Origin of the sequence: Amycolatopsis sp. lyj-23 (assembly GCF_046549135.1) — a bacterium.
Classification (GTDB): Bacteria; Actinomycetota; Actinomycetes; order Mycobacteriales; family Pseudonocardiaceae; genus Amycolatopsis.
Genome location: NZ_JAJPWN010000015.1, coordinates 190,250 through 213,582, shown reverse-complemented (window position 1 = coordinate 213,582; position 23,333 = coordinate 190,250). Strand labels below are relative to the sequence as shown.

Sequence of the window (23,333 nt, the reverse complement as noted above, 5' to 3'; positions counted from 1 at the left end):
ATCCGCCCGGCCCGGGACACACCCGTGACCGGCACGCACGACCACACGGCCGCCACCGCGGCCGTGCCGAACTGGGGAGTTCACCTTGACCGACACGTTGGCCGGCACCGGCATCGACGGCCCGGCACTGTCCTATCCGGACACGACGGTCGCCGCGCTGGTCCTGGCGCAGGCGCGGCGGACGCCGGCCGCGGTCGCCGTGCGGCAGGGCGCCACCGAGCTCACCTACGCTGAGCTCGTCGCCGCCGCCTGGGGCGTGGCCGCCGCCCTGCGGGAGCGTGGCGCCGGGCCGGAGACCCGGGTCGGGGTGTGCGCGCACCGGACACCCGCCCTCGTCGCCACCGTGCTCGGGGTGCTGCTGTCCGGCGCCTGCTACGTCCCGCTCGAACCCGGCGGCCCGCGGGCCCGGCTGACCGGCATCGCCGCGGACGCCGGGGTGACCCTGGTCGTCGGGGACGCGGCCGTGGCCGAATTCGGGCCCGGGCGGGGGCTCGACATCCCGCCGCCCGGTGCGCCGGGCACCTGCCCCGCGACGCCGGACAACACCGCGCACGTCCTCTACACCTCCGGCTCGACCGGGCGGCCGAAGGGCGTGCTGACCAGCCACCGCAACATCGTCGCCTTCGTCACCGGGTTCGCCGCCCGGCTCGGCGCCGGCGCGGGCACCCGCACGCTCGGCGTCTCCTCGCTCGGGTTCGACGCCTTCACCATGGACGTCTTCGTCCCGCTCGCCGTCGGCGGCTCGGTGCAGCTCGCCGGTACCGCCGACCGCGCCGACCCGGAACGGCTGCGCCGGTTCGTCGTCGAGCACGACGTCAACTTCGGGTTCGTCACGCCGACCCTGCTGTCGCTGCTCGACCCCGCGGACGTGCCCGGCTGGCGGACCGTGGCGTGCGGCGGCGAGCCGGTGCCGGCCGAGCTGGCCGCCCGCTGGCTGCCCGGCCGCCGGTTCTTCCACGTCTACGGCCCGACCGAGACGACCGTCGTCGTGGTCACCGACGAGGTGACCGGCATCCCGGCCGATCCGCTGCCGCTGGGCACGCCGACGCCGAACCACCGCGCGAGCGTCGTCGACGCCGAGCTGCGGCCGGTCCTGCCGGGCGAGGTGGGCGAGCTGGTCATCGGCGGCCCGGGGGTCGCCGCGGGGTACCTGAACCGCCCGGAGCTGACCGCGCGGAAGTTCGTCGACGACCCGTGGACGCCGGGGGAGCGGCTCTACCGCACCGGTGACCTGGCCCGCCTGCGCCCCGACGGCCGGCTCGAGTTCGCCGGCCGCGCCGACCGGCAGGTGAAGGTCCGCGGCCAGCGGATCGAGCTCGGCGAGGTCGAGGCGGCCCTCGGCGCCCACCCGGCCGTCGACGCCGTCGCGGTCGAGGCCGTACCCGGTCCCGGCGGCACCCGGCTGGTCGCGTTCCTGAGCCCGGCTTCGGCGCCGTCCGACGCCGACATCCACGCGTACGCCGGGGATCGGCTGACCGAGGCGATGCGCCCGGCCGCGATCCGGCGGCTGGACGCGCTGCCCGTCAACGCCGTCACCGGCAAGATCGACCGGGCCGCCCTGCGCGCACTGGCCGAGACCGAGTCGGCGGCGGCCGCTGAACCCGCGTCACCGGTGGAAGCGGTGTGGCGCCGGGTGCTCGGCCCGGGCGCCGGAGCCGACTTCCTGCTCTCCGGCGGCGATTCGATCTCCGCGATGCGGCTGGTCGCGGCGCTGCGCGCGGACCTGGCCGCCGACGTCTCGGTCGAGGACGTCTTCGCCGGCCGGACCCTGGAGGAGCTCACCCGGCGGGTGGCCGCGGCCGCTCCGCTCACCGGGGCCGGCCTGACGACCGGGCACGCGCCCGCGTTGTCCCCGCCGCAGCGGCGGCTGTGGTTCCTCGACCAGCTCGCCCCGGACGCGGCGCCGTACAACATCGCGATGGCGTTCCGCCTGACCGGGCCCCTGGACGTGACCGCACTGCGGGCCGCGCTGCGGGCGGTGGCCGAGCGGCACGCCGTGCTGCGCTGGCGCATCCGCCCGGTCGACGGGGTCCCGCGGGCCGAGTGCCTGCCGCCGTCGGACGTGGCCCTGCCGGTCGTCGCGGTGCCCGCGGACGCCGTGCGCGACCGGCTGGCCGCCGACGCGGCGGCACCTCTGCGGCTCGACCGCGAGCCGCCCTGGCGCGTGCGGCTCCACCGGCTGGGGCCCGATGAACACGTCCTCGGGTTCACCCTGCACCACGCGGTGTTCGACGGCTGGTCGCAGGAACTGCTGTGCGCCGACCTCGCCGCGGCCTACCGCGGCGAGGCGCTGCCGCCGCTGCCGGTGTCCTATGCGGACTACGCGGTCTGGCGCGCGGACCGCGACCGTCGCCGCGAAGCCGTCGACCTCGCCTGGTGGAGCGGACACCTCGCCGGTGCACCGTCCATTGTGGATCTACCGCGGGACCGTCCGCGCCCGGCCGTGCAGACCTACCGCGGCGCGAGCCGGTACCAGGCGTTCCCCGCCGGCGTGGCCGAGGCCGCCGGGGAGCTGGCCCGGCGCACCGGGACCACCCGCGCCGGCGTGGTGCTGGCGGCGTTCGGGCAGCTGCTGCGCCGCCTCACCGGCGGGGACGACCACCTGGTCGCGACCGTGGTCGCGGACCGGCAGCTGGCCGAAACCCAGTCCGTCGCCGGGTTCTTCGTGGACATCGTCCCGGTGCGGCTGCGCGCGCCGGACGCGGACTTCACGACGCTGGTGCGGAGCAGCGGCGAAGAACTCCTGGCCGCCACCGCCCACCCGGCGGCACCGATCGACCGGCTCGTCGACGCCCTCGGCGTGCCGCGCGACCCGTCGCGGGCGCCGCTGGTGCAGGTGATGGTCAACGTCCTGAACTTCACCGAACCCCGGCTCGACCTGCCGGGCGTGCGGGAGGCGTGGCTGCCGGTCGAGAAGCCCGGCTCGCCGTTCGACCTGACCGTCTACGTCCTCGAACACGGCGTCGAGCTGCTCTACAACCCGGACCTGTTCGACGCGGTCCGGATGGCCGCGCTGGCCGAAGACTTCACCGCGCTGCTCGCCGCGCTGGTCGCCGAGCCGGACCGGCCCGCCGCGGCGTGCGCACCGGAGCTCCCGCGGGCCGCCGTCCGGACCGCTGCACCGGCGGCGGCCGCACGATCCCGGCCCGAGCGGGCAGCCGTCGCCGACGTCGCCGCACTGGCCGCCACCGAGGCGGTCATCGCGGCCGTCTGGCGGGAGGTGCTGGCGCGCGACGCGGTGGGCGTGACCGACAACTTCTTCGACATCGGCGGGCATTCGCTGGCCCTGGCCCGCGTCCACGCCGAGGTCACCACCCGGCTCGGCCGCCGCATCCCGATGGTGGACCTGTTCACCCACCCCACCGTCCGCGCCCTCGCCGCCCACCTGCACGCGGGGGCCGCACCCGGCCCGGAGCTCGCCCGCGCCGCCGAGCGGGTCGCCGCCCGCCGGGGGCGCACCCCGTCCAGAAGACCCCACCGCAGTGCCGGCACGACCGGCCAGGAACAGGAGCGACCGCTGTGACCCACGACCTCGAACCCGGACCGAGCGCCGACCCGATCGCGATCGTCGGCATGGCCGCCCGCGTGCCCGGCGCCGGCGACCTGCGCCAGTTCTGGCGCAACCTCGTCGACGGCGTCGAGTCCATCAGGCCCGCCACCCGCGAGGAACTGCTCGCCCGCGGCGCGGATCCGGCCACCCTGGCCGATCCGAGCTGGGTCAACGCCACCACGGTGGTCGAGGGCTTCGACGAGTTCGACGCCGACCTGTTCGGCATGACCAGCCGCGAGGCCGAGATCACCGACCCGCAGCACCGCGTGTTCCTCGAAGCGTGCCACTCGGCGCTGACCGATGGCGGCTACGACCCTGCCCGCTACGGCGGGGCGATCGGCGTCTACGGCGGTACCGGCCGGACCGGCTACCTGATCGAGAACCTCCTGCGCAACGAGCGGGTGATGGCGTCGCAGCACGGCGGCATCGGGATGTCGACCGGCAACCAGCCGAGCTACCTGACGACGTCGGTGTCCTACAAGCTGAACCTGCGCGGCCCGAGCCTGGCCGTCCACACGGCGTGCTCGACGTCGCTGGTCGCGGTGCACCTGGCCTGCGAGGCCCTGCGCAACGGCGAATGCGACATGGCGCTGGCCGGCGGCGTGAACCTGGAGATGCCGCACGGCATCGGCTACATGGGCGTCGACGGCTTCACCTCACCGGACGGGCACGTCCGCGCGTTCGACGCCGGCGCCAACGGCACGGTTTGGAGCAGCGGCGTCGGTGTCGTCCTGCTCAAGCGGCTTTCGCAGGCCCTGGAGGACGGTGACCACATCCGCGCGGTCGTGCTCGGCAACGCGATCAACAACGACGGCGCCACGAAGGTCGGCTTCTCCGCGCCGAGCGTCTCGGGCCAGACCGAGGCCATCGCGCAGGCGGTCGGCATGGCCGGGGTGAGCCCGCGCACGATCGGGTACGTCGAGGCGCACGGCACCGGAACGGCGCTGGGCGACCCGATCGAGATCACCTCCCTGTCCACTGTGTACGGACACGGCGTGCCGGACACCGGCTGGTGCGCCATCGGCTCGGTGAAGTCGAACATCGGCCACCTGTCCCAGGCGGCCGGCGTGGTCGCGCTGATCAAGACCGTGCTGGCGATGGAGCACGGCCTCATCCCGCCGACCATCAACTACGACGAGCCCAACCCGGGCATCGACTTCCCGCGCAGCCCGTTCTACCCGGCGCGGACGGTGACCAAGTGGGAGGCGGCCGACACCCCGCGCCGGGCCGGCGTCAGCTCGTTCGGCGTCGGCGGCACCAACGCCCACCTGGTGCTGGAGGAGGCCCCGGCGCCGCGGCGGCACCGCCGTCCGCACCCGGCGCACCTGCTGCGGATTTCGGCGAAGACGCCGGAAACCCTGGCCGCCGCGGTCGAGCGGCTCGCCGACCGGCTGGCCGGCGACATCGACCTCGACCTCGCCGACGTCGCCCACACCCTCGCGGCCGGGCGCACCGAATACCCGCAGCGCGCGGTCGTCGTCGCCCGCGACTCCGAAGACGCGGTGGACGGCCTGCGCGACCCGCGGCGGCTGCTGACCGCCCAGGCGGGCGAGCTCAAGGTGGCGTTCCTGTTTTCCGGGCAGGGTGCGCAGTACGCCGGGATGGGCGCCGAGCTGTACCGCAGCGAGCCGGTGTTCGCCGCGGCCGTCGACGAGTGCTGCGACCTGGCCGGGCTGCCGGGCCTGAAGGAGCTGATCTTCGACCGCGGCGGGGACGCGCGGCTGCGGGAGACCCGGTACACCCAGCCCGCGCTGTTCGTCGTCGAGTACGCGCTCGCGATGCTGTGGCGCAGCTGGGGCGTGCGGCCCGGCGCGATGATCGGCCACTCCGTCGGCGAGTACGTCGCCGCGACCGTCGCCGGGGTGTTCAGCCTGGCCGACGCGCTGCGGCTGGTCGTCCGGCGCGGGGAGCTGATGCAGGCCATGCCCGCCGGTGCGATGCTCGCCGTCCAGCTCGACGAAGAGACCGTGGCGAACCGGCTGCCCGAAGGCCTGGCGATCGCGGGTGTCAACGGCCCGGGCACCTGCGTCGTGGCCGGGCCGTCCGACGCCGTCGCCGACTTCGCCGCGCGGCTCAGGTCGAGTGACGTGCAGTGCCGCGAACTGGTGACCTCGCACGCCTTCCACTCGCCGATGATGGACCCGATCCTGGCCGGGTTCACCGAGGCCGTCGCCGCGGTGCCGCGGTCGGCGCCGTCGCTGCCGTTCCTCTCGAACCTCACCGGCGGCTGGATCACCGACGCGCAGGCCACCGACCCGGGTTACTGGGCCGCGCACCTGCGGCAGGCGGTCCGGTTCGGCGACTGCGTGCGGACGCTGTTCGCCGGCGGTGACCGCTGGGCGCTCGTCGAGTGCGGTCCGGGGCACCAGCTGGCCGGGCTCGCCCGCGGCCAGGTGCCGAAGGGCCTGCCCGCGCCGCAGCCGAGCCTGCCCGGCCGCACCGACCGCGAAGGCGACGTCGAAACGCTGTACGCCGCCGCCGGTCTCTTGTGGACACACGGGGTATCCGTCGAGTCCACGGTTTCCGCGCACCGCGTGCCCCTCCCGGGCTACCCGTACGCGCGCAAGCGCTACTGGGTGGATCCCGATCCGGCGGGGACGGTCGCCGAACCGGTGCGGCCGAGCGGGCCGTCGCCCCTCGACGAGTGGTTCGCCGTGCCGTCCTGGCGCCAGGCCGGGCCGGAGCTGCGACGCGAGCCGTTCGCCTCCTGCCTCGCGTTCGTCGACGACGACGTCCTGCCGGGCCTGCTGCGCGAGGCCGGGGTCACGGTCACCGAGGTCCGCCCGGGTGCGGAGTTCGCCGCCGTCGAGGGTGGCTTCACCGTGCGGCCGGGCGCCCGGCAGGACTACGACGAACTCGTCGCCGCGCTCGGCGTCCGCCCCGAGCGGGTCGTCCACGCGTGGGCGCTCGGCGGGACCGAGACCGGGCCGGCCGCGCAGGACCGCGGGTTCTTCAGCGTCCTCAACCTCGTCCAGGCGTGGGGCGAGCCGGTGCGGATCGACGTCCTGAGCGCCGGCACCGCCGACGTCACCGGCACCGACCTGACCCGGCCCGAGCACGCGACCCTGGCGGGCATCGCGCGGGTGGTCCCGCTGGAGGTCCCCGGCACGGTCGTGCGGCGGATCGACGTCGAGACCGTGTCCGGCGAGGTCGTCGCCGAGCTGTTCGGCCCGGCGGACACCGCCGAGGTGGCCCTGCGGCGCGGCCGTCGCTGGGTCCTGGAGCACACGCAGCTCACCGTGCCCGCGGTGACGCAGCCGGTGCTGCGCGAGGGCGGCCGGTACCTGATCACCGGCGGGACCGGCGGCATCGGCATCACCCTCGCCGAGGACTTCGCCCTGCGGGTCCGCGCGAAGCTGATCCTGCTGACCCGGTCCGGCCTGCCGCCCCGCGAGGACTGGGCCGTTCACGAAGGCGACGATCGGACGGGCCGCGCGATCCGTGCGATCCGGCGGATGGAAGCGGCCGGCTCGGTCGTGCACGTGGTCGCCGCCGACGTCACCGACCCGGCGGCGCTGCGGGAGGTCCGCGCGCTGGCCGAACGCGAGTTCGGCGGCCTCGACGGGATCGTGCACGCGGCCGGGCTGCCCGGTGGCGGCGTCGCCGAGGTCAAGGACCGGGCGGCCGCGGAGGCGGTCCTCGCCCCGAAGATCGGCGGCACCCTGGCGCTCGCCGAAGCCTTCGCCGACCTGCCGATGGACTTCGTCGCGCTGTGCTCGTCGGTCACCGCGGTCTCCGGCGACTTCGGCCAGGTCGACTACTGCGCCGCCAACAATTTCCTCGACGCCTACGCCCGCGGCGACCACGGCTGGCGCGCCCGGGTCGTCTCGCACGACTGGGGCGGCTGGGACGAGGTCGGTATGGCCGCCGAAGTCGCCGCGCCGACGACGATCCGCTCCACCCGGGCCAAGGCGGACGGCCCGGTCGCGCACCCGGTGCTCACCACCCGCACCGGCGGGAGCTGCCACGGACTCGTCTCGGCCAACGGGCACTGGCTGCTGGCCGAGCACCGGATCGCCGGCGTGCCGGTCGTCCCGGGCACCGGGCACCTGGAGACTGTGCGGGCCGCGGTCGAAGCGGCCCTGCCGCGCCCCGGCGACGGCCACGTCGTCGAACTCCAGGACGTCGCCTTCCTGGAGCCGTTCTCGGTGCCCGAAGGCACCGTCGCGGAGTACCGGGTGGCCTTCGACGGCGACGGCTTCGCGGTGACCAGCCGCGCGGGCGGGGTGACGAAGGTGCACGTCCGCGGGTCCGCGGGCTGGGCCCCGGCGCCGGTGACGTCCACTGTGGACCTCGAGGCGATCCGCGGCCGGACCCGGGTGCTCGACGACGGCAACGCCTTCGGCACCGGCCGGACCAGCATGGTCACCTTCGGCCCGCGCTGGGCCGCGCTGCGCAGCCACCGCGTCGGCGAGCACGAGGAACTGGCGTCGCTCGTCGCGCCGGAAGCGGCGGCCGGGGACACCGGCTGGGGCCTGCACCCGGCGCTGCTCGACGTCGCGACCGCGTTCGGCCGCGGCCGGGGGAGCGGCACCTACCTGCCGATGAGCTACGGGCGGGTCGTCGTGCACGCGCCGCTCCCGGCGAGCTTCCACAGCCACCTGCGCTACCGCGACTCCGGTGGCGACCAGGTGATCGCCGCCGACCTGACGCTGTGCGACGACACCGGCCGCGTGCTGGTCGAGATCGAGGACTTCGTGCTGCGGCAGGTCGACGAAGGCGCGGTCAGCGGCGGGCTGAGCGCCGTCCCGAAGTCCACTGTGGACTCGACCGGCATCCGGCCGGTCGACGGCGCGGAGGCGTTCCTGCGGGCCCTGACCCCCGGCCTCGGCGGGCAGGTGGTGATCAGCACCCGCCCGGTGCGCGACCTGTTCGACCGCCGGGTCACCGCGGAACGCCTGGAGGAGACCGAAGAGGTCGCCGAGGTGGTCTCGACGCAGGCGTCGGACGACTACCTCGCGCCGCGCACCGACCTCGAAGCGGAGATCGCCCGGCAGTGGGCCGAGGTGCTCGGCGTCGAGCGCGTCGGCGTGCACGACGACTTCTTCGCCCTCGGCGGCAACTCCCTGGTCGCCATCCAGCTGATCGCCCAGGTCCGCAAGACCACCGGCGCCCGGCTGGCCATGAAGACGCTGTTCGAATCCTCCACGGTGGCCGCACTGGCCGAGCGGATCGAGGAACTCCGCAGCGGGGCACTTTCACGTGAAAGTGCCCCCGAGCCCGCCGCCGCCACCACCATCCCCAAGCTCGAGCGCTGAAGCAGGAGACATGACCGACACGAAGGAATGGACGTTCCCGGCCTCGTTCGGGCAGGAGCGGATCTGGCTGTCCAACCAGCTCGACCCGGCGTCCCCGGTGTACAACCTCCCGTGCCAGGTGCGGCAGGACCTCCCGCTCACCGAAGGGCAGTGGCGGGCCGCGCTCGGCGTGGTCGTCGGGCGCCACGAAGCCCTGCGGACGACGTTCCGGATGGACGGCGGCGAGCTCGTCCAGGTGGTGCACCGGGACGTCCCGATCGGCTTCGAGGTGCACGACCTGCGTGCGCACCCGGAGAAGGAGGCGCGCGCGACCGAGCTGTCGGAAGCGATCGCCCGCCGCCCGATCCCGCTGGACACCGCCCCGCCGTGGCGCGCGCAGCTGTGCCGGCTGGCCGACACCGAGTGGCTGCTCACCTTCGTCGTACACCACACGGTATTCGACGCCGGCTCGGCGGTCGTGCTGGCGAAGGAGCTCGACGAAGCGTGCAACGCGGCCGCCGAAGGCCGGCTGCCGAAGCTGCCCGAGCTGGCCATCCAGTACCCCGACTACTCCGCCTGGCAACGCGGCCGGCTTCCGGAAGTCCGGTCACAGCTGGACTACTGGCGTGACCGGCTCGCCGGGCTGCCGCCCGTGCACGGCCTGCCCACCGACCGGCCGCGGCCCGCGGAGTTCGGGTTCGGCGGCGACCAGGTGGACTTCGTGCTGCCCGACGGCCTGCTCGACCGGGTCGGCGAGGTCGGCCGGGGCGCGTCGGCGTCGCCGTTCATGGTGCTGCTCGCCGCCTACACGGCGTTGCTGGCGCGGCTGTCCGGTTCGGCCGACGTCGTCGTCGGCGTTCCGGTCGCGGGCCGGGACCTGCCGGAGCTGGCGCCGCTGATCGGCATGTTCGTCAACCAGCTCGCCATCCGGGTGGACTGCGACGGCGACCTGTCGTTCGCCGAGCTGGTCGGCCGGGTCCGGACCGCGGTGCTGGACGCCATCGAGCACGGCCGGGTGCCGTTCCAGCTGGTCGCCGACGAGGTCCGCCCCGAGCGTGATCCGGCGGTGCAGGCGGTCTACCAGCTCGGGTTCAACTTCATCCCCGACTCCGGCATCGAGCCGGTCCGCTACGCGACGGCCAAGGACGACGTCGCCATCGACCTGACCGCGACCGGCGGCCGGCTGCTCTACCGCACCGACCTGTTCGACCGGGCCACCGCGGAGTCCATCGTGGATCGGTTCCTGCGGCTGCTGACGGCCGCGGTCGCGGACCCGGCGGTCACGGTGGCGGACCTGCCGCTGCTCTCGGACGCCGAGCGCGTGCAGGTCCTGGACGAGTGGAGTGGCTCGGCCGCCCAGGAGGCGCCGCTGGTCATCGCGTGCTTCGAAGAGCAGGTCCGGGCGACGCCGGACGCTGTCGCCGTCGACCTCGGCGGAGTCCGGCTCACCTACGCCGAGCTGAACGCGCGGGCCAACCGCGTCGCCCACCGCCTCGGCCGCGGGGGCGTGGTCGGGATCGGCGCGCCCAACTCGGCGGACCTGGTCGTGGGCATCCTCGGTGCGCTGAAGAGCGGCGCGGCCTACGTCCCGCTGGACCCGGCGAACCCGGCCCAGCGGCAGGCCCTGATCCTGGCCGACGCCGGGGCCCGGGTCGTGCTCACCGCCGGAGGTGTCACCCTCGACGGAGAAACGCTCGCGCTCGACGACCCGGCCGTCTGGGCCGAGGCGTCCGAGGAGAACCCCGCGCCGCCGGGCCCGGACGACCTCGCCTACGTCATCTACACGTCCGGTTCGACCGGGCGGCCGAAGGGCGTCCAGGTCGGGCACCGGGCCCTCGCCACCTACCTGGGCTGGGCGCGCGAGGCGTACCCGAGCCTGGCCGGCCGCGCGCTGCTGCACACGTCGGCGTCCTTCGACCTGACCGTGACGACCCTGCTCGGCCCGCTCACCGCCGGTGGGTCCATTGTGGACTCGGGGCGCCCGGACTTCGTCAAGGCCACTCCGACCCACCTCGCCGTGCTGCCGGAGGAGTCGTACCCCACCGGTGACCTGGTCGTCGGCGGCGAAGCACTGATGGGCGAAGCCGTGCGGCCGTTCGCCGGGATCGCCGTCACCAACGAGTACGGCCCCACCGAGGCGACGGTCGGCTGCGTCGCCCACCGGCTCGACGGGCCCGTCACCGGGCCAGTGCCGATCGGCCGCCCGATTCCCGGTACCCGCGCCTACGTCCTCGACGACCGGCTGCGGCCGGTGCCGCCCGGCGTGGCCGGGCAGCTCCACCTCGCCGGCGCGCAGCTCGCCCACGGCTACCTCGGCCTGCCCGAGCTGACCGCGCAGCGGTTCCCCGAAGGTCCCTTCGGGCGGGTGTACGCCACCGGCGACCTCGCACGCTGGCGTCGTGACGGCACCCTGGAGTACCTGGGCCGGACCGACGACCAGGTCAAGCTGCGCGGGTTCCGGATCGAGCCGGGCGAGGTCGAAGCCGCCCTGAAGCAGCTGCCGGAGGTCCGGGACGCGGCGGTCGCGGTCCGCGGAGGCACGCTCGTCGGGTACGTCGTCGGCACGGCGGACGGCGCGGCCGACGCCCTGCGGGCGACCCTGCCGGAGTACCTGGTGCCGACGGTGTTCGTCACCCTGGACGCGCTGCCGGTCGCGGCGAGCGGCAAGCTCGACCGGGCCGCGCTGCCGGACCCGCAGCTCGGCGGCGCGGCGGAGTACGTGGCTCCGAGCACCGCGGCCGAGGAGCTGGTCGCCGAGGTGCTCGGCGAGCTGCTGGGCGTGGAGAAGCTCGGCGTGCACGACGACTTCTTCGCCCACGGCGGCAACTCGCTGCTGGCGATCCGGGCGATGGTCCGGATCCGCAAGCAGGTCGGCGTCGACCTGCCGGTGCGCGGGCTGTTCTCGTTCACCACCGTGGCCGAGCTGGCCGCCGAGGTCGAGCGCCGCCTGGAAGCGGACCTCGACCAGCTCAGCGACGAAGAGGTCCGGGCCCAGCTGGCCGAAGGCGGTCCGGCGTGACGACGATCGACGAAACCGGCCGGGCGGCCGCGCGCCGCGCGTTGCTGGAACGGCGGCTCCGGCGGCGGGTGGAACCGGCCGCCACCATCACACCGCGGCCGGAAGGCGACCCCGTCCCGCTGTCCTACCAGCAGGAACGCGTCTGGTTCATGGAGCAGTTCGCTCCCGGCACGACGTCCTACCACATCCCGGTGCCGATCCGGCTCACCGGCCGCCTCGACCCCGCCGTGCTGCAGGCGGCGCTCGATGCCCTCCCGGCGCGGCACGAGGCCCTGCGGATGCGGTTCCCGGCGGGGGAGGACGGGCAGCCGTCCGTCCACCTCGAACCGGTCGTCGCGGTGCCGTTGTCTATCGTGGACGCGGGCAGCGAAGACGCGGCCCGGGCGGCGGTCGACGCCGCCGCGGCCGAACCGTTCGACCTGGCCACCGGGCCGCTGCTGCGCGCCACCCTGGCCCGCATCTCCGACGACGAGCACCTCCTGGCCGTGTGCACGCACCACATCGTCGGCGACGGCTGGTCGGTCGACCTGCTCCTGCGCGACCTCGCCGCGCACTACCACGGCACGGCGGCCGCGCTGCCCGCGCTGTCCATCGGCTACGGCGACTTCGCACACTGGCAACGCCGGACGCTCACCGGCGCCGAACTCGACCGGCAGCTCGACCACTGGCGGGCCGCGCTCGACGGCGTCGAACCCCTGGAGCTGCCGACGGACCACCCGCGGCCGGCGACCCAGGTGTTCGACGGCGCGATCCACGAGTTCTTCGTCGAGCAGGACCTCGCCCGCGCACTGGGTGCCTTGAGCCGCGAGCACGGCGTCACGCTGTTCATGACGCTGCTTGCGGCCTACCAGGTCCTCCTCTCCCGGTATTCCGGCCAGGACGACTTCGCGGTCGGGTCGTCGTCGGCCGGGCGCGGGCTGCCCGAGCTCGAAGGCGTGGTCGGCATGTTCATCAACATGCTGCCGCTGCGCGCGCAGCTCGACGGCGATCCGCCCTTCGCCGAGCTGCTGGCCCGGACCCGGCGGCACGTGCTCGACGCGTTCGAGCACGCCGACGTCCCGTTCGAGCGGCTGGTGAACGCGCTCGGCGTGCCGCGGGACGTCAGCCGCTCGCCGGTGTTCCAGGCGATGTTCGTGCTGCAGAACTACGAGATGGGCCGGATGGGGGCGGCGGGAACGTCCGAAGTGGACTTCCGCTGGCTGCCGATGGACCTGCCCGCCACCCGGTTCGACTTCGAGTTCCACGCGATCGAAGTCGAGTCCGGGATCATCGGCAAGTTCGTCCACAACACGGCGCTCTTCGGGGCCGAAACCGTCGCCGGCATGGCCGGGCGCCTGGTCACGCTGCTGCGCTCGATCGTCGCCGACCCCACCCGGCCACTGTCCGAACTGGACATCCTCGGTGAGCAGCGCGAGCTGGTCGTGCACCGGTGGAACGACACCGCGGGCGAGATCCCGCCGGGCACCCTGCACTCGCTGGTCGAAGCGCAGGTCGCCCGCACGCCGGACGCGCCCGCGCTGACCTTCCGCGGCGAGTCGCTGACCTACCGCGAGCTGGACGAGCGCGCCAACCGCGTCGCCCACCGCCTGCGCGAACTCGGCGTCGGCCCGGGAACCCTGGTGGGCGTCTTCGCGCAGCGGTCGTTCGAGCTGGTCGTCGCGCTGCTCGGCGTGCTCAAGGCCGGTGGCGCCTACGTGCCGCTCGACCCGGAGTACCCGGCCGACCGGCTCGCGTTCATGCTCGAAGACGCGGCCGCGCCCGTCGTGCTCACGCAGGCCGCTCTGCGCGACACGCTGCCCGCGAGCGACGCGACCGTGGTCGTCCTGGACGACCTGACCGGACCGGGCACGCCCGTGGCACCCCTGGCGAGCGCGGACGATCCGGCGTACGTCATCTACACCTCGGGTTCCACCGGGCGGCCGAAGGGCGTGCCGAACGGTCACCGCGGCATCGTCAACCGGCTCGACTGGATGCAGCGCGCCTACGGCCTCGACGGCTCGGACGCGGTGCTGCAGAAGACCCCGGCGAGCTTCGACGTGTCGGTGTGGGAGTTCTTCTGGCCGCTGATGACCGGCGCCCGGCTGGTGCTGGCCGAGCCCGGCGGGCACAAGGACGCGGCCTACCTGCGGGAAGTGCTCGCCGGCGAGAGCATCACGACCGCGCACTTCGTGCCGTCGATGCTGACGTTGTTCCTGGCGGAGCCGGGCGTCGAGTCGGTGACGGCGCTGCGGCGGGTCGTCTGCAGCGGGGAGGAACTGCCGCTGGACACCGCCCGGGAGTTCGTCCGGCGGCTGCCGCACTGCGAACTGCACAACCTCTACGGCCCGACCGAGGCCGCGATCGACGTCACCGCCTGGCACTGCACGCCCGAGGCGCTCGCCGAGGTGGCGGCCGTGCCGATCGGGGCGCCGATCCGCAACATCCGGATCCACGTCCTCGACCGGCGCGGCAACCCGTGCCCGGTCGGTGTCCCGGGCGAGCTGCACATCGCCGGTGTCGGGCTCGCTCTCGGCTACCACAACCGGCCCGAGCTGACGGCCGAACGGTTCGTCACCGATCCTTTTCACGGCGGCCGGATGTACCGCACGGGCGACCTCGCGCACTGGCGCCCGGACGGCACGATCGCCTTCCTCGGCCGGCTCGACCACCAGGTCAAGCTGCGCGGCCTGCGCATCGAGCTCGGCGAGATCGAGGCCCGGCTGCGGGAGCAGCCCGGGGTGGCCGACGCCGTCGTGCTCGTCCGGGAGGACACGCCGGGCGACAAGCGGCTGGTCGGGTACGTCGTCGGCGAGGCGGACGCGGGCGCGCTGCGGACCGCGTTGAAGGAGACGCTGCCGGACTACATGGTGCCGCCGTCGTTCGTCACCCTCGACGCCCTGCCGCTGACGCCGAACGGCAAGCTCGACCGCAAGGCGCTGCCCGCCCCGGTCGCGGCCCGCGACGCGAGCACGGCCCTGGTCGAGCCGACCACGGCGCTGGAGCTGCTGCTCGCCGACATCTGGCGGGACGTGCTCAAGGTCGACGAACTCGGCGTCGACGACGACTTCTTCGACCTCGGCGGCCACTCGATGCTCGCCACCCAGGTCGTCGCGCGGATCGCGAAGGCCGGGCACCAGGCCGGGGTGATGGACCTGTTCCAGCACCGCACGATCCGCGAGCTGGCGGTGTTCCTGGACGGCGACCGCGACGACTCCGGGCACCTGCTGTACGAGCTGACCAAGCCGGTCGCGAAGCCGACGCTCACCTACGTCTGCTTCCCGTACGGCGGCGGCAGCGCGATCGTCTACCAGCCCCTCGCCGACGCCCTGCCGAGCGGGTACTCGCTGTTCTCGGTGGCGATCCCCGGCCACGACGTCGGGCTGTCGGAGGAGGCCGTGCCGTTCGACGAACTGGTCGAGCGGCTGGCGGACGAGGTCTTCGAACGCATCGACGGACCGCTCGCCATCTACGGTCACTGCGGCGTCGGCAACGCGCTCGCCGTCGGCGTCGCCCGGCGCCTGGAAGAGCGCGGCCGGGAGCTCGAAGTCGTCCACATCGGCGCGATCTTCCCGTTCGCGCGGATCAAGGGCGCGGTCGGCACGCTGCGCACGCGGCTGGAGAAACTGCGCAGCAACCGGTACTACGCGAACTGGCTCAAGGGCATGGGCGTCGACACCGACGACCTCGACCCGGCCCAGGCCGACCGGATCATCAGCAACATGCGCGCCGACAGCCGCGCCGCCGAGGAGTACTTCAGCGGCCTGCTCGACGCCCGCGTGGCCAAGCTGCGCGCGCCGATCGTCTCGGTCGTCGGCTCGGAGGACCCGGTCACCGACTACTACGCCGAGCGCTACCGCGAATGGGAGTTCCTCACCGACCGCACCGCTCTGGTCGTCCTGGACCAGGCCGGGCACTTCTTCCTCCGCTACCGCGCGGAGGAACTCGCCGAAATCCTCACCCGGGTGTACCCGGCTCTCGACGAGCCCGGCGACCTGCACATCTCGGCCCGCGGTGCAGACGCGGGCTGGGCGGTGCACGACACGCACACGTCCAGAGTGGACGAAAAGCCGGTGGTGCGGCCGAGCATGGCCCGGTTCGTCACCGTCACCGTCGGCCAGCTGATCTCCTCGACCGGGTCCGCGCTGACGTCGTTCGCGGTGCCGATCTGGCTCTACACGAAGACCGGCTCGGTCACCGACCTCGGCCTGCTCTGGGCGTTGGCGCTGCTGTGCGGGGTGCTGGTCCTGCCCGTGGCGGGCGCGCTGGTCGACCGCGGCGACCGCCGCCGGATCATGATCGCGGCCAGCGCGATCGCCGGCGTCATCCAGCTCGCGCTGGCGTTGCTGCTGACGGCCGGGAACCTGCAGCTGTGGTTCCTCTACGTGCTGATCCCGCTCGGTTCGGTGGCCGGGTCGATCCAGCGGATCGCCTACCAGTCGTCGGTGGCGCAGCTGGTGCCGAAGCAGTACCTCGGCCACGCGATGGGGCTGGCGCAGCTGTCCAACGGCTTCGCGCAGCTGCTCATGCCGGTGATCGCCGCCGGCCTGCTCGCCGCCATCCAGCTGTCCGGGATCCTGGTCCTCGACATGGCCAGCTACGTCTTCGCCATCGTCAGCCTGCTGTTCGTCCGGTTCCCCGACCTGCTCGGCTGGCGCCCGCGCGAACCGCTGCTGACCGCGATCGCGGGCGGGCTGAAGTACTCGTGGAACCACCGCGGCTTCCGCACCATGCTGCTGTACTTCGCGCTGGCCAACGTGTTCCTGGCGCCCGCGCTGGTCCTCGTCTCGCCGCTGGTGCTGTCCTTCGGCACGGTGACCGATGTCGCCCAGGTCGCCCTCGCCGAAGCGATCGGCGCGGTGGCCGGCGGCATCGGCATGGCGCTGTGGGGCGGCCCGCGGCGGCGGCGCATGGTCGGGGTCCTGTTGGGCAACGTCGGCATCGCGCTCGGCAGCCTGGTGATGGGCCTGCGGCCGTCGCTGGTCGTCGTCGCGGCCGGGGTGTTCCTGCTGGCCGCCGCGATGGCCGTGTCCCAGGGCATCTACGCGACGCTCGTGCAGGTCAAGGTGCCGCAGCGCTACCACGGCCGGGTGTTCGCGATCAACCAGACGATCACGTGGTCGACGCTGCCGATCGGGTTCGCGGTGCTGGCGCCGCTGGCCGTCGGCTGGTTCTCGCCGCTGCTCGCGCCCGGCGGCGCCCTCGCCGGGTCGGTCGGCACCGTGCTGGGCACCGGCGAAGGCCGGGGTGTCGGGCTCGCCTACGTCGTCTACGCGCTGGTCCTGCTGCTGATCAACGCCGGCGGGTTCAGCGTGCGGCTGCTGCGCCGGTTCGACACCGAGGTCCCCGACTCGCTGCCGGACGACCTCGTCGGCGCGCAGGAACGGGAGCGGAAGCTCGCCGGGAAGGAGGCCGCGTGAACACCGTGGTCCTGATCAGGGAAGCCCGCGGGCACTGGGTCGGCGAGGTCGCCGCCGCCGTGCACGCGGCCGGGCACCGCGCGGTGCTGCTGGCCCCACCGGTCGACGCGCCCGAGCGGGCGTCACTGGCCGCGCTGGTGGACGAGGTGGTGGCGGTCGACGACGTTTACGACGCTGCGGCGGTCGCGGCGAAGATCCGGTCGCTCTACGGGACGCCTGCCGCCGTGCTGACCGGTTCGGACGGGGCCATCGCCAGCACGGCCCGGGTCGCCGAGCTGCTCGGCGTCGCCCGGTGCCCGGCCGCCGTGTTCGTCCGGTGCGCGAACAAGTTCGCGGTCCGGGAGGTACTGGGCGGGACGGCGTTCGCGTTGATCTCGTCGGCGGCGGAAGCCGCGGAGGTGGCCGCGCGGGTCGGGCTGCCGGCGATCGTCAAGCCGGTCAACGGGGCCGGGAGCAACCTGGTGCGTACAGTGTCCACTGTGGACGAGCTGGCGGCGGCGTACGAGCTGCTGGCCGCGCGGCTGCCCGAGTCGGCAGACCCGCGGTACCACCGCCCGCTGGGCGCACTCGACCCGGCCACGACCTTCCTCGTCGAAGGGTTCCTCGACGGGCCCGAGTACGCGGTGGACGTGCTCATCCGCGACGGCGTCGCCGAGCCGATCGAACTCCTCGACAAGCCGCTGATCGACGAGCGCAAGTTCGAGCTGGCCCTGTCCTGTCCGCCGGCGGGTCTTTCGCCGGAGCGGGCCGCGCTAATCACGTCGGCGGCGTCTTCCGCGGTGCTCGCTTTGGGCCTGGACAACACGGTCGCGCACGTCGAGGTGATCGACGACGTGCGGCGCGGCCCGACGATCGTCGAGGTCAACGCGGGCCGGCCGGCGGGCTCGATCATGCCGCTGCTGGCCAAGCTGCGCACCGGCATCGACGTCTTCGCCGAGCTGGCCGCCCTGGCGCTGGGGGCGCCGCCGCCCGCCCGGGAACCGGCGAAACTCCCGATTCCGCTGGCCATGCTGATCCTCTACGCGGCCGGCTCGGGCACCCTGCGGAGCATCGGCGGCCTCGACGAGGTCGCCGCGCTGCCGGAGGTCGTCGACGTCGTCACGACGGTCTCGCCCGGTCAGGTGCTCACCGACGAGCAGGAGACGTACGCGGTGAACCTGGTCGTCGCCGGGTTCGCCGACCACGAGGACCTCGCGGCCCTGCACGCCGAAGCGAGCAAGCTGATCCGGCTGGAGGTCGCGTGAAGACCGCGTTCATCGTCCGCGAGACGCGCGGGCACTGGATCGGGGACTTCGCCGCCGCCGTCCGGGCGTCGGGGTGGCGGGCCGAGCTCGTCACCGAGCCCCTGGACGAGGCCGAGCGGGCCGCGCTGGCTCCGCTCGTGGACGGGTTCGTCGTCGTCGACGACGTCCGCGACGTTCTCGCCGTCACCGACGCGTTGCGGACCCGGCAGCCCGACGCGGTGCTCACCGCGGCGGAAGGGATCATCGCGACGACCATCCAGGTGGCCGAACTGCTCGGCGTGGCCCGCTGCCCGGCGTCGGTGTTCACGCTGGCGCACAACAAGTTCGCCGTCCGCGAGAAGCTGGCGGAGGCCGGACTGCCGGGGCCGCGGGCGGCGTTGTTCGCCGACCCGGCCGAGGCGGCGGCGATCGCCGGGCGGGTCGGGCTGCCCGCGATCGTCAAGCCGGTCAACGGCGCCGCCAGCACCCTGGTCCGCACGGTGTCCACGGTGGACGAGATGGTCGCGGCCCACGAGCTGCTGGCCACCCGGCTGCCGGAGAACGCGGACGCCCGCTACCACCGCCCGCTGGCCGGGGGCCTCGACCCGCGGCGGGTGTTCCTCGTCGAGGGGCTGCTCGACGGGCCGGAGTACGCGGTGGACGTGCTGGTCCGCGGCGGGGCGGCGGAGACCGTCACCGTGGTCGGCAAACCGCTGATCGACGAGCGGAAGTTCGAGCTCGGCATGGTGTGCCCGCCGTTCGGGCTGTCCGGCGGGCGCGCGGCGGCGATCCGGTCGGCCGCGGCCGACGCCGTGCTCGCGCTGGGCCTGGACAACACCGTGGCGCACGTCGAGGTGATCGACGACGCCGAGCGCGGGCCGGTGGTCGTCGAGGTGAACGCCGGACGGCCCGCCGGGGGCGCCCAGCCCGCGCTGCTGAAGCTGGCCACCGGCATCGACGTCACCGCCGAAGCCGTTTCGCTCGCCCTCGGCACGCCGCCGCCCGCCCGGGGCACCGGGCTGCCGGTGCCGGTCGGGTACCTGATCGTCTACGCCGAAGGCTCGGGACGGCTGGTGCGTGTCGACGGGACCGGCGAGGTCGCGGACCTGCCCGAGGTGCTCGACGTCGTCACCATCGTTTCCCCCGGCCAGGTGCTCACCGACGACCAGGAGATCTACGCCGTCAACGTCCTCGTCGCCGGGTTCGCCGACGTCGACGACCTGGCCGCGCTGCACGCCGAGGCCACCAAGCTGATCCGTTTCGAACTGGAGGAAGTATGACCGCCGAGCTGGCGGCCCTGGAACTGCAGGGCAACGAGCACACCAGAATCGCCGTCTTCCCGGCGGCGGACTTCGCCGCGGTCGAGGCGCACCTGCCGCGGCTGCAGAACCACCTGCGCGAGCACGGCGCGGTCCTGCTGCGCGGCCTGCCCGCCGACCTCGAGCTGTTCAACCGCGTCACCGAGACGATCGGCGGCGCGCTGCTCACCTACACCGAGCGGTCGACGCCGCGGTCGGCGGTGGCGGGCAACATCTACACGTCGACGGAGTACCCGCCGGCCGAGTCGATCCCGATGCACAACGAGAACTCGTACTCGGCGAGCTGGCCGGCGCGGCTGTTCTTCCTGTGCGACACCGCCGCCGAAACCGGCGGCGCCACGCCGATCGCGGACAGCCGCGCGATGTTCCGCCTGCTGCCCGAAGACCTGCGCGAGCGGTTCGCGGGCGGCGTCACCTACACGCGCGCCTTCCGCGAAGGGCTGGGGCTGACCTGGCAGGAGGCGTTCCAGACCGAGGACCGCGCGGCCGTCGAGGACTACTGCGCGAGCCACGGCCAGACGCATCAATGGACCGAAGAAGGGCTGCGCACCCGGCACGTCCGGCCGTCGTTCGTGGTCGAACCGCACTCCGGGGACACCGTGTGGTTCAACCAGGCCAACCTCTTCCACGTCTCCAGCCTCGGCGAGGAGGTGAGCGAGGCGCTGCTGGAGCTGTACCCGGAGGAGGACCTGCCGCGTAACGCCTACTTCGCCGACGGCAGCCCGATCCCGCCCGCGGACCTCGAGAAGATCCGTGAGGTCTACGACGAAGTCAGCTTCGCGTTCCCGTGGCAGACTGGCGACATCATGGTGATCAACAACCTGCTGATGGCGCACGGCCGCGAGCCGTTCACCGGCAAGCGGCGCATCCTGGTGGCGATGACGGGATGACCGCGCCGGTGGTGGTGCTGGTCGCGCACCCGCGACCGGGCAGCTTCAACCACGCGCTCGCCTCCCGCGTGACCGGCACGCTGGCCCGGGCCGGGGTGCCGGTGCGGTTCCACGACCTGTACGCCGAGGGCTTCGACCCGGTGCTGACCGCGGAAGAGGCGTACACCAGCGGGACCCGGGCGGAGGACTTCCTCGCCGCCGAGCCGGATCCGCTGGTGCGGCAGCACCGCTCGGAACTGCGCGAGGCCGGCGGGCTCGTGGCGATTCACCCGAACTGGTGGGGCAAGCCGCCCGCCATCCTCAGCGGCTGGCTCGACCGGATCCTCGTGCCCGGGGTGGCCTACCGCCTCGACGACGCCGGCGGCGCACCGGAGTCGCTGCTGTCGCTGCGGCGGCTGCTGGTGGTGAACACGTCCGACACGACCCAGGAGCGTGAGCGGACGCTGTTCGGCGACCCCCTGGACGCCATCTGGCGGCGCTGCCTCGCGCCCTACCTCGGCGAACCGGAGATCAGCCGGCTGGTGCTGCGGGTGGTCGCCGACGCCGACGCGGCGCAGCGGGCCGCCTGGCTCGACGACGTTTCCGCGGAGGTGCAGCGGCTCTTCGGTTAGCGCTTCGTCAGGGCGTCGAAGACCAGCTTCGCCGCCTGCGCGATCAACCGGTCGTCGTGCTCGGCGTCCTGGCCCGGACGGCTGGACATGACGATCACGACGATCGGCGCGCGCCCGGGCGGCCAGACGACGGCGATGTCGTTGCGGGTGGCGTAGCTGCCGGTGCCGGTCTTGTCGGCGACGGCCCAGCCCGCCGGCGCCCCGGCCCGGATCAGGGCAGCGCCGGTGGTGTTGGCGCGCATCAAATCGGTGAGGACGGCCCGCTTGTCCGGCGGCAGCGCGGTGCCGAGGGTGAACGCGCGCAGGGTGGCGGCCATCGCGCGCGGCGTGCTCGTGTCCCGGACGTCGCCGGGTGCGAGGTCGTTGAGCCCGGGTTCGACCCGGTCGACGTGGGTGGTCGTGTCGCCGACCCGGCGCAGCGCCTCGGCCAGTCCCGCGGGACCGCCGAGCTCCCGGAACAGCAGGTTCGCGGCGGTGTTGTCGCTGTAGCGCAACGCGGCGTCGATCGCGTCGCGCAGCGGCAGCCCGGTGGCGACGTGCTGTTCGGTGACAGGCGAGTTCGGCTGCAGGTCGGCGCGGGTGTAGGTCAGGTTCTTGGCGAGCCCGTCGAGGCTGGTGCGCTGGAGGACGGCCGCGGCGGAGAACGCCTTGTGGGTAGAGGCGTAGCCGAAGCGTTCGTCGGCGCGGTGGGCGATCTCGCGGCCGGAGCCGGTATCGAGGGCGTAGACGCCGAGGCGGGCGTCGAAGTCGTGCTCGAGCGGGGCGAAGTCCGGCTGGGCGACGGCCGTTGCCGCCGGTGGTGTCTCCGGTGTCTGCCTTGTCTCCGGTGGTTTCGGCGGTTCGGCTGTGCAGGCGGTCAGCGGCACGAGGACCAGCGCGGCGAGCGCGGCCCATCGGGCGTGGGGGAACGGCACTGGAGCATTCCTTTCCGTGGTGATCTCCCGCAGTGTCACCGGTCGTCGTCATGCTGTCCAAGACGGAAACGTGCGGTTCGATGCCGAAAACGCATATAGTGCGGGAGTGGACCTGGTCGGCGGCTGCAGGGCGTTCGTGAGCGTGAGCGAAACGGGGAGTTTCACCGCGGGCGCGGCCCTGGCGCGCATCCCGCAGCCGGTGGCCAGCCGCCGCATCGCGGCGCTCGAGCGGCATTTCGGGGAGCGGCTGTTCGACCGGTCGACCCGCCGCGCCCGCCTGACCCCGTTCGGCCTCGAGCTCCTGCCGGCGGCCCGCAGGCTGGTCCGGCTGGCGGAGGAGATGGAGCACGACGCCAGGCAGGCCCGCCTGCGCCCGGTGCGGCTGGCGGTGCCGGCCACGTGCGGGGTCCGGGAGCTGGCCGAGCTGGCGGCGCAGGCCCGCGCCATGGAGGTCCACCTGGAGTTCCGCGCGGCCGGGCCGGGGGAGCGGGCGGAGCTGGTCCGCACGAGCGAGGTCCGGCTGGCCCTCACGGCGGTCCCGGCGGAGGAGGGCGTGTGGTCGGTGCCGCTGGGGGTGGCCGGGACGGCGTTGCCACCGGGCCGGGTGGTGTTCCTGGAGACGTTGCGCACGGGCCGCGCGGCGGGCACCCGGCGCCGGGTGTGGCTCCAGCCGGAGGACGACGTACCGCACGTCCGCGACCGGATGCTGCGCGTCCGCGACGCGGTGGGCTTGGCCCCGTCCCAGGTGGCGGTGGCCGCGTCCCTGCCCGGGGCGGCGGCGGAGGTGTTCGCCTCGAAGGACCTGCTGCTGTGTTCGGCGACCCAGGCCGAGGAGCTGGGCATCCTGTGGCGGCGGACGGGCGAGATCGAGGTGGCGAGGGGATACGCGGTGGCGGCGGTGGTCGAGGAGGACGCGGACCGGCTGCGGACGGGATTGTGGGAGGCGGTCGCCCGGTGCCTGGGAGCGGAGCGCTGATGATGGTCCGGTGGGGCGGATGGCTGGGACTTGGTGTTCCGAGTGGGTGTGGTGGCCGGGTTGAGGTGTCGGAGCCGGGGCGGCTGGTGGCGGGGGCGTGTCGTTCGGTTCAGGGCGTTGGCCGGGTGGGAGCGGCGGTGTCGGATTTGCAGCGGTCGTTCGCAGCTGCCTCTCGGTCGCCTCGGCGCGGTGCCCGGG

At 73.9% G+C, this 23,333-nt stretch carries 10 protein-coding genes; 9 read left to right on the top strand and 1 reads right to left on the bottom strand.

What is annotated here, in order from left to right:
* Nucleotides 1-85 precede the first annotated feature (85 nt).
* From ACLJPY_RS34105 to ACLJPY_RS34070, 8 genes are read left to right on the top strand one after another with little or no spacing between them, the layout of a single operon-like run.
* Nucleotides 86-3,523 carry an amino acid adenylation domain-containing protein gene (locus tag ACLJPY_RS34105; RefSeq protein ID WP_410594924.1) on the top strand — a complete coding sequence of 1,146 codons (3,438 nt, stop codon included), beginning with the start codon at nucleotides 86-88 and terminating at the stop codon, nucleotides 3,521-3,523.
* The gene (locus ACLJPY_RS34100) at nucleotides 3,520-8,808 is read left to right on the top strand and encodes an SDR family NAD(P)-dependent oxidoreductase (protein WP_410594922.1); all 5,289 of its coding nucleotides are present in this window, start codon (nucleotides 3,520-3,522) and stop codon (nucleotides 8,806-8,808) included. Before ACLJPY_RS34105 ends, ACLJPY_RS34100 begins: the two co-directional genes overlap by 4 nt.
* A gap of 10 nt (nucleotides 8,809-8,818) precedes the next feature.
* Complete coding sequence (locus ACLJPY_RS34095; RefSeq protein ID WP_410594920.1) at nucleotides 8,819-11,806, top strand: non-ribosomal peptide synthetase; 2,988 nt, start codon at nucleotides 8,819-8,821, stop codon at nucleotides 11,804-11,806.
* A complete protein-coding gene (locus ACLJPY_RS34090) occupies nucleotides 11,803-17,202 on the top strand; it encodes an amino acid adenylation domain-containing protein (protein WP_410594918.1) in 5,400 nt (1,799 codons plus the stop codon). Before ACLJPY_RS34095 ends, ACLJPY_RS34090 begins: the two co-directional genes overlap by 4 nt.
* Nucleotides 17,199-18,446: an ATP-grasp domain-containing protein gene (locus ACLJPY_RS34085; RefSeq protein WP_410594916.1), complete on the top strand. Its 1,248-nt coding sequence runs from the start codon at nucleotides 17,199-17,201 to the stop codon at nucleotides 18,444-18,446. Before ACLJPY_RS34090 ends, ACLJPY_RS34085 begins: the two co-directional genes overlap by 4 nt.
* A complete protein-coding gene (locus ACLJPY_RS34080; protein ID WP_410594914.1) occupies nucleotides 18,443-19,705 on the top strand; it encodes an ATP-grasp domain-containing protein in 1,263 nt (420 codons plus the stop codon). Before ACLJPY_RS34085 ends, ACLJPY_RS34080 begins: the two co-directional genes overlap by 4 nt.
* Nucleotides 19,702-20,634 (top strand): TauD/TfdA family dioxygenase, encoded by a 933-nt coding sequence (locus tag ACLJPY_RS34075; RefSeq protein ID WP_410594912.1) that lies wholly within the window; start codon nucleotides 19,702-19,704, stop codon nucleotides 20,632-20,634. The genes ACLJPY_RS34080 and ACLJPY_RS34075 overlap by 4 nt, the downstream gene beginning before the upstream one ends.
* The gene (locus ACLJPY_RS34070; protein WP_410594910.1) at nucleotides 20,631-21,245 is read left to right on the top strand and encodes an NAD(P)H-dependent oxidoreductase; all 615 of its coding nucleotides are present in this window, start codon (nucleotides 20,631-20,633) and stop codon (nucleotides 21,243-21,245) included. Before ACLJPY_RS34075 ends, ACLJPY_RS34070 begins: the two co-directional genes overlap by 4 nt.
* Here ACLJPY_RS34070 and bla read toward each other — a convergent pair.
* Entirely contained in the window at nucleotides 21,242-22,159 is a 918-nt protein-coding gene (bla, locus tag ACLJPY_RS34065) for a class A beta-lactamase (RefSeq protein ID WP_410594908.1), read from the bottom strand. The genes ACLJPY_RS34070 and bla overlap by 4 nt on opposite strands.
* 106 nt (nucleotides 22,160-22,265) lie before the next feature.
* Between bla and ACLJPY_RS34060 the strand changes: the two genes are divergently transcribed.
* The gene (locus ACLJPY_RS34060) at nucleotides 22,266-23,135 is read left to right on the top strand and encodes a LysR family transcriptional regulator (RefSeq protein WP_410594906.1); all 870 of its coding nucleotides are present in this window, start codon (nucleotides 22,266-22,268) and stop codon (nucleotides 23,133-23,135) included.
* The last annotated feature ends 198 nt before the right edge of the window (nucleotides 23,136-23,333 follow it).

What these genes read in the sequence shown, in the direction of transcription:
- ACLJPY_RS34095 (WP_410594920.1), top strand. Translation starts at nt 8,819, where the DNA reads ATGACCGACACGAAGGAATGGACGTTCCCGGCCTCGTTCGGGCAGGAG.
- ACLJPY_RS34075 (WP_410594912.1), top strand. Translation starts at nt 19,702, where the DNA reads ATGACCGCCGAGCTGGCGGCCCTGGAACTGCAGGGCAACGAGCACACC.
- ACLJPY_RS34070 (WP_410594910.1), top strand. Translation starts at nt 20,631, where the DNA reads ATGACCGCGCCGGTGGTGGTGCTGGTCGCGCACCCGCGACCGGGCAGC.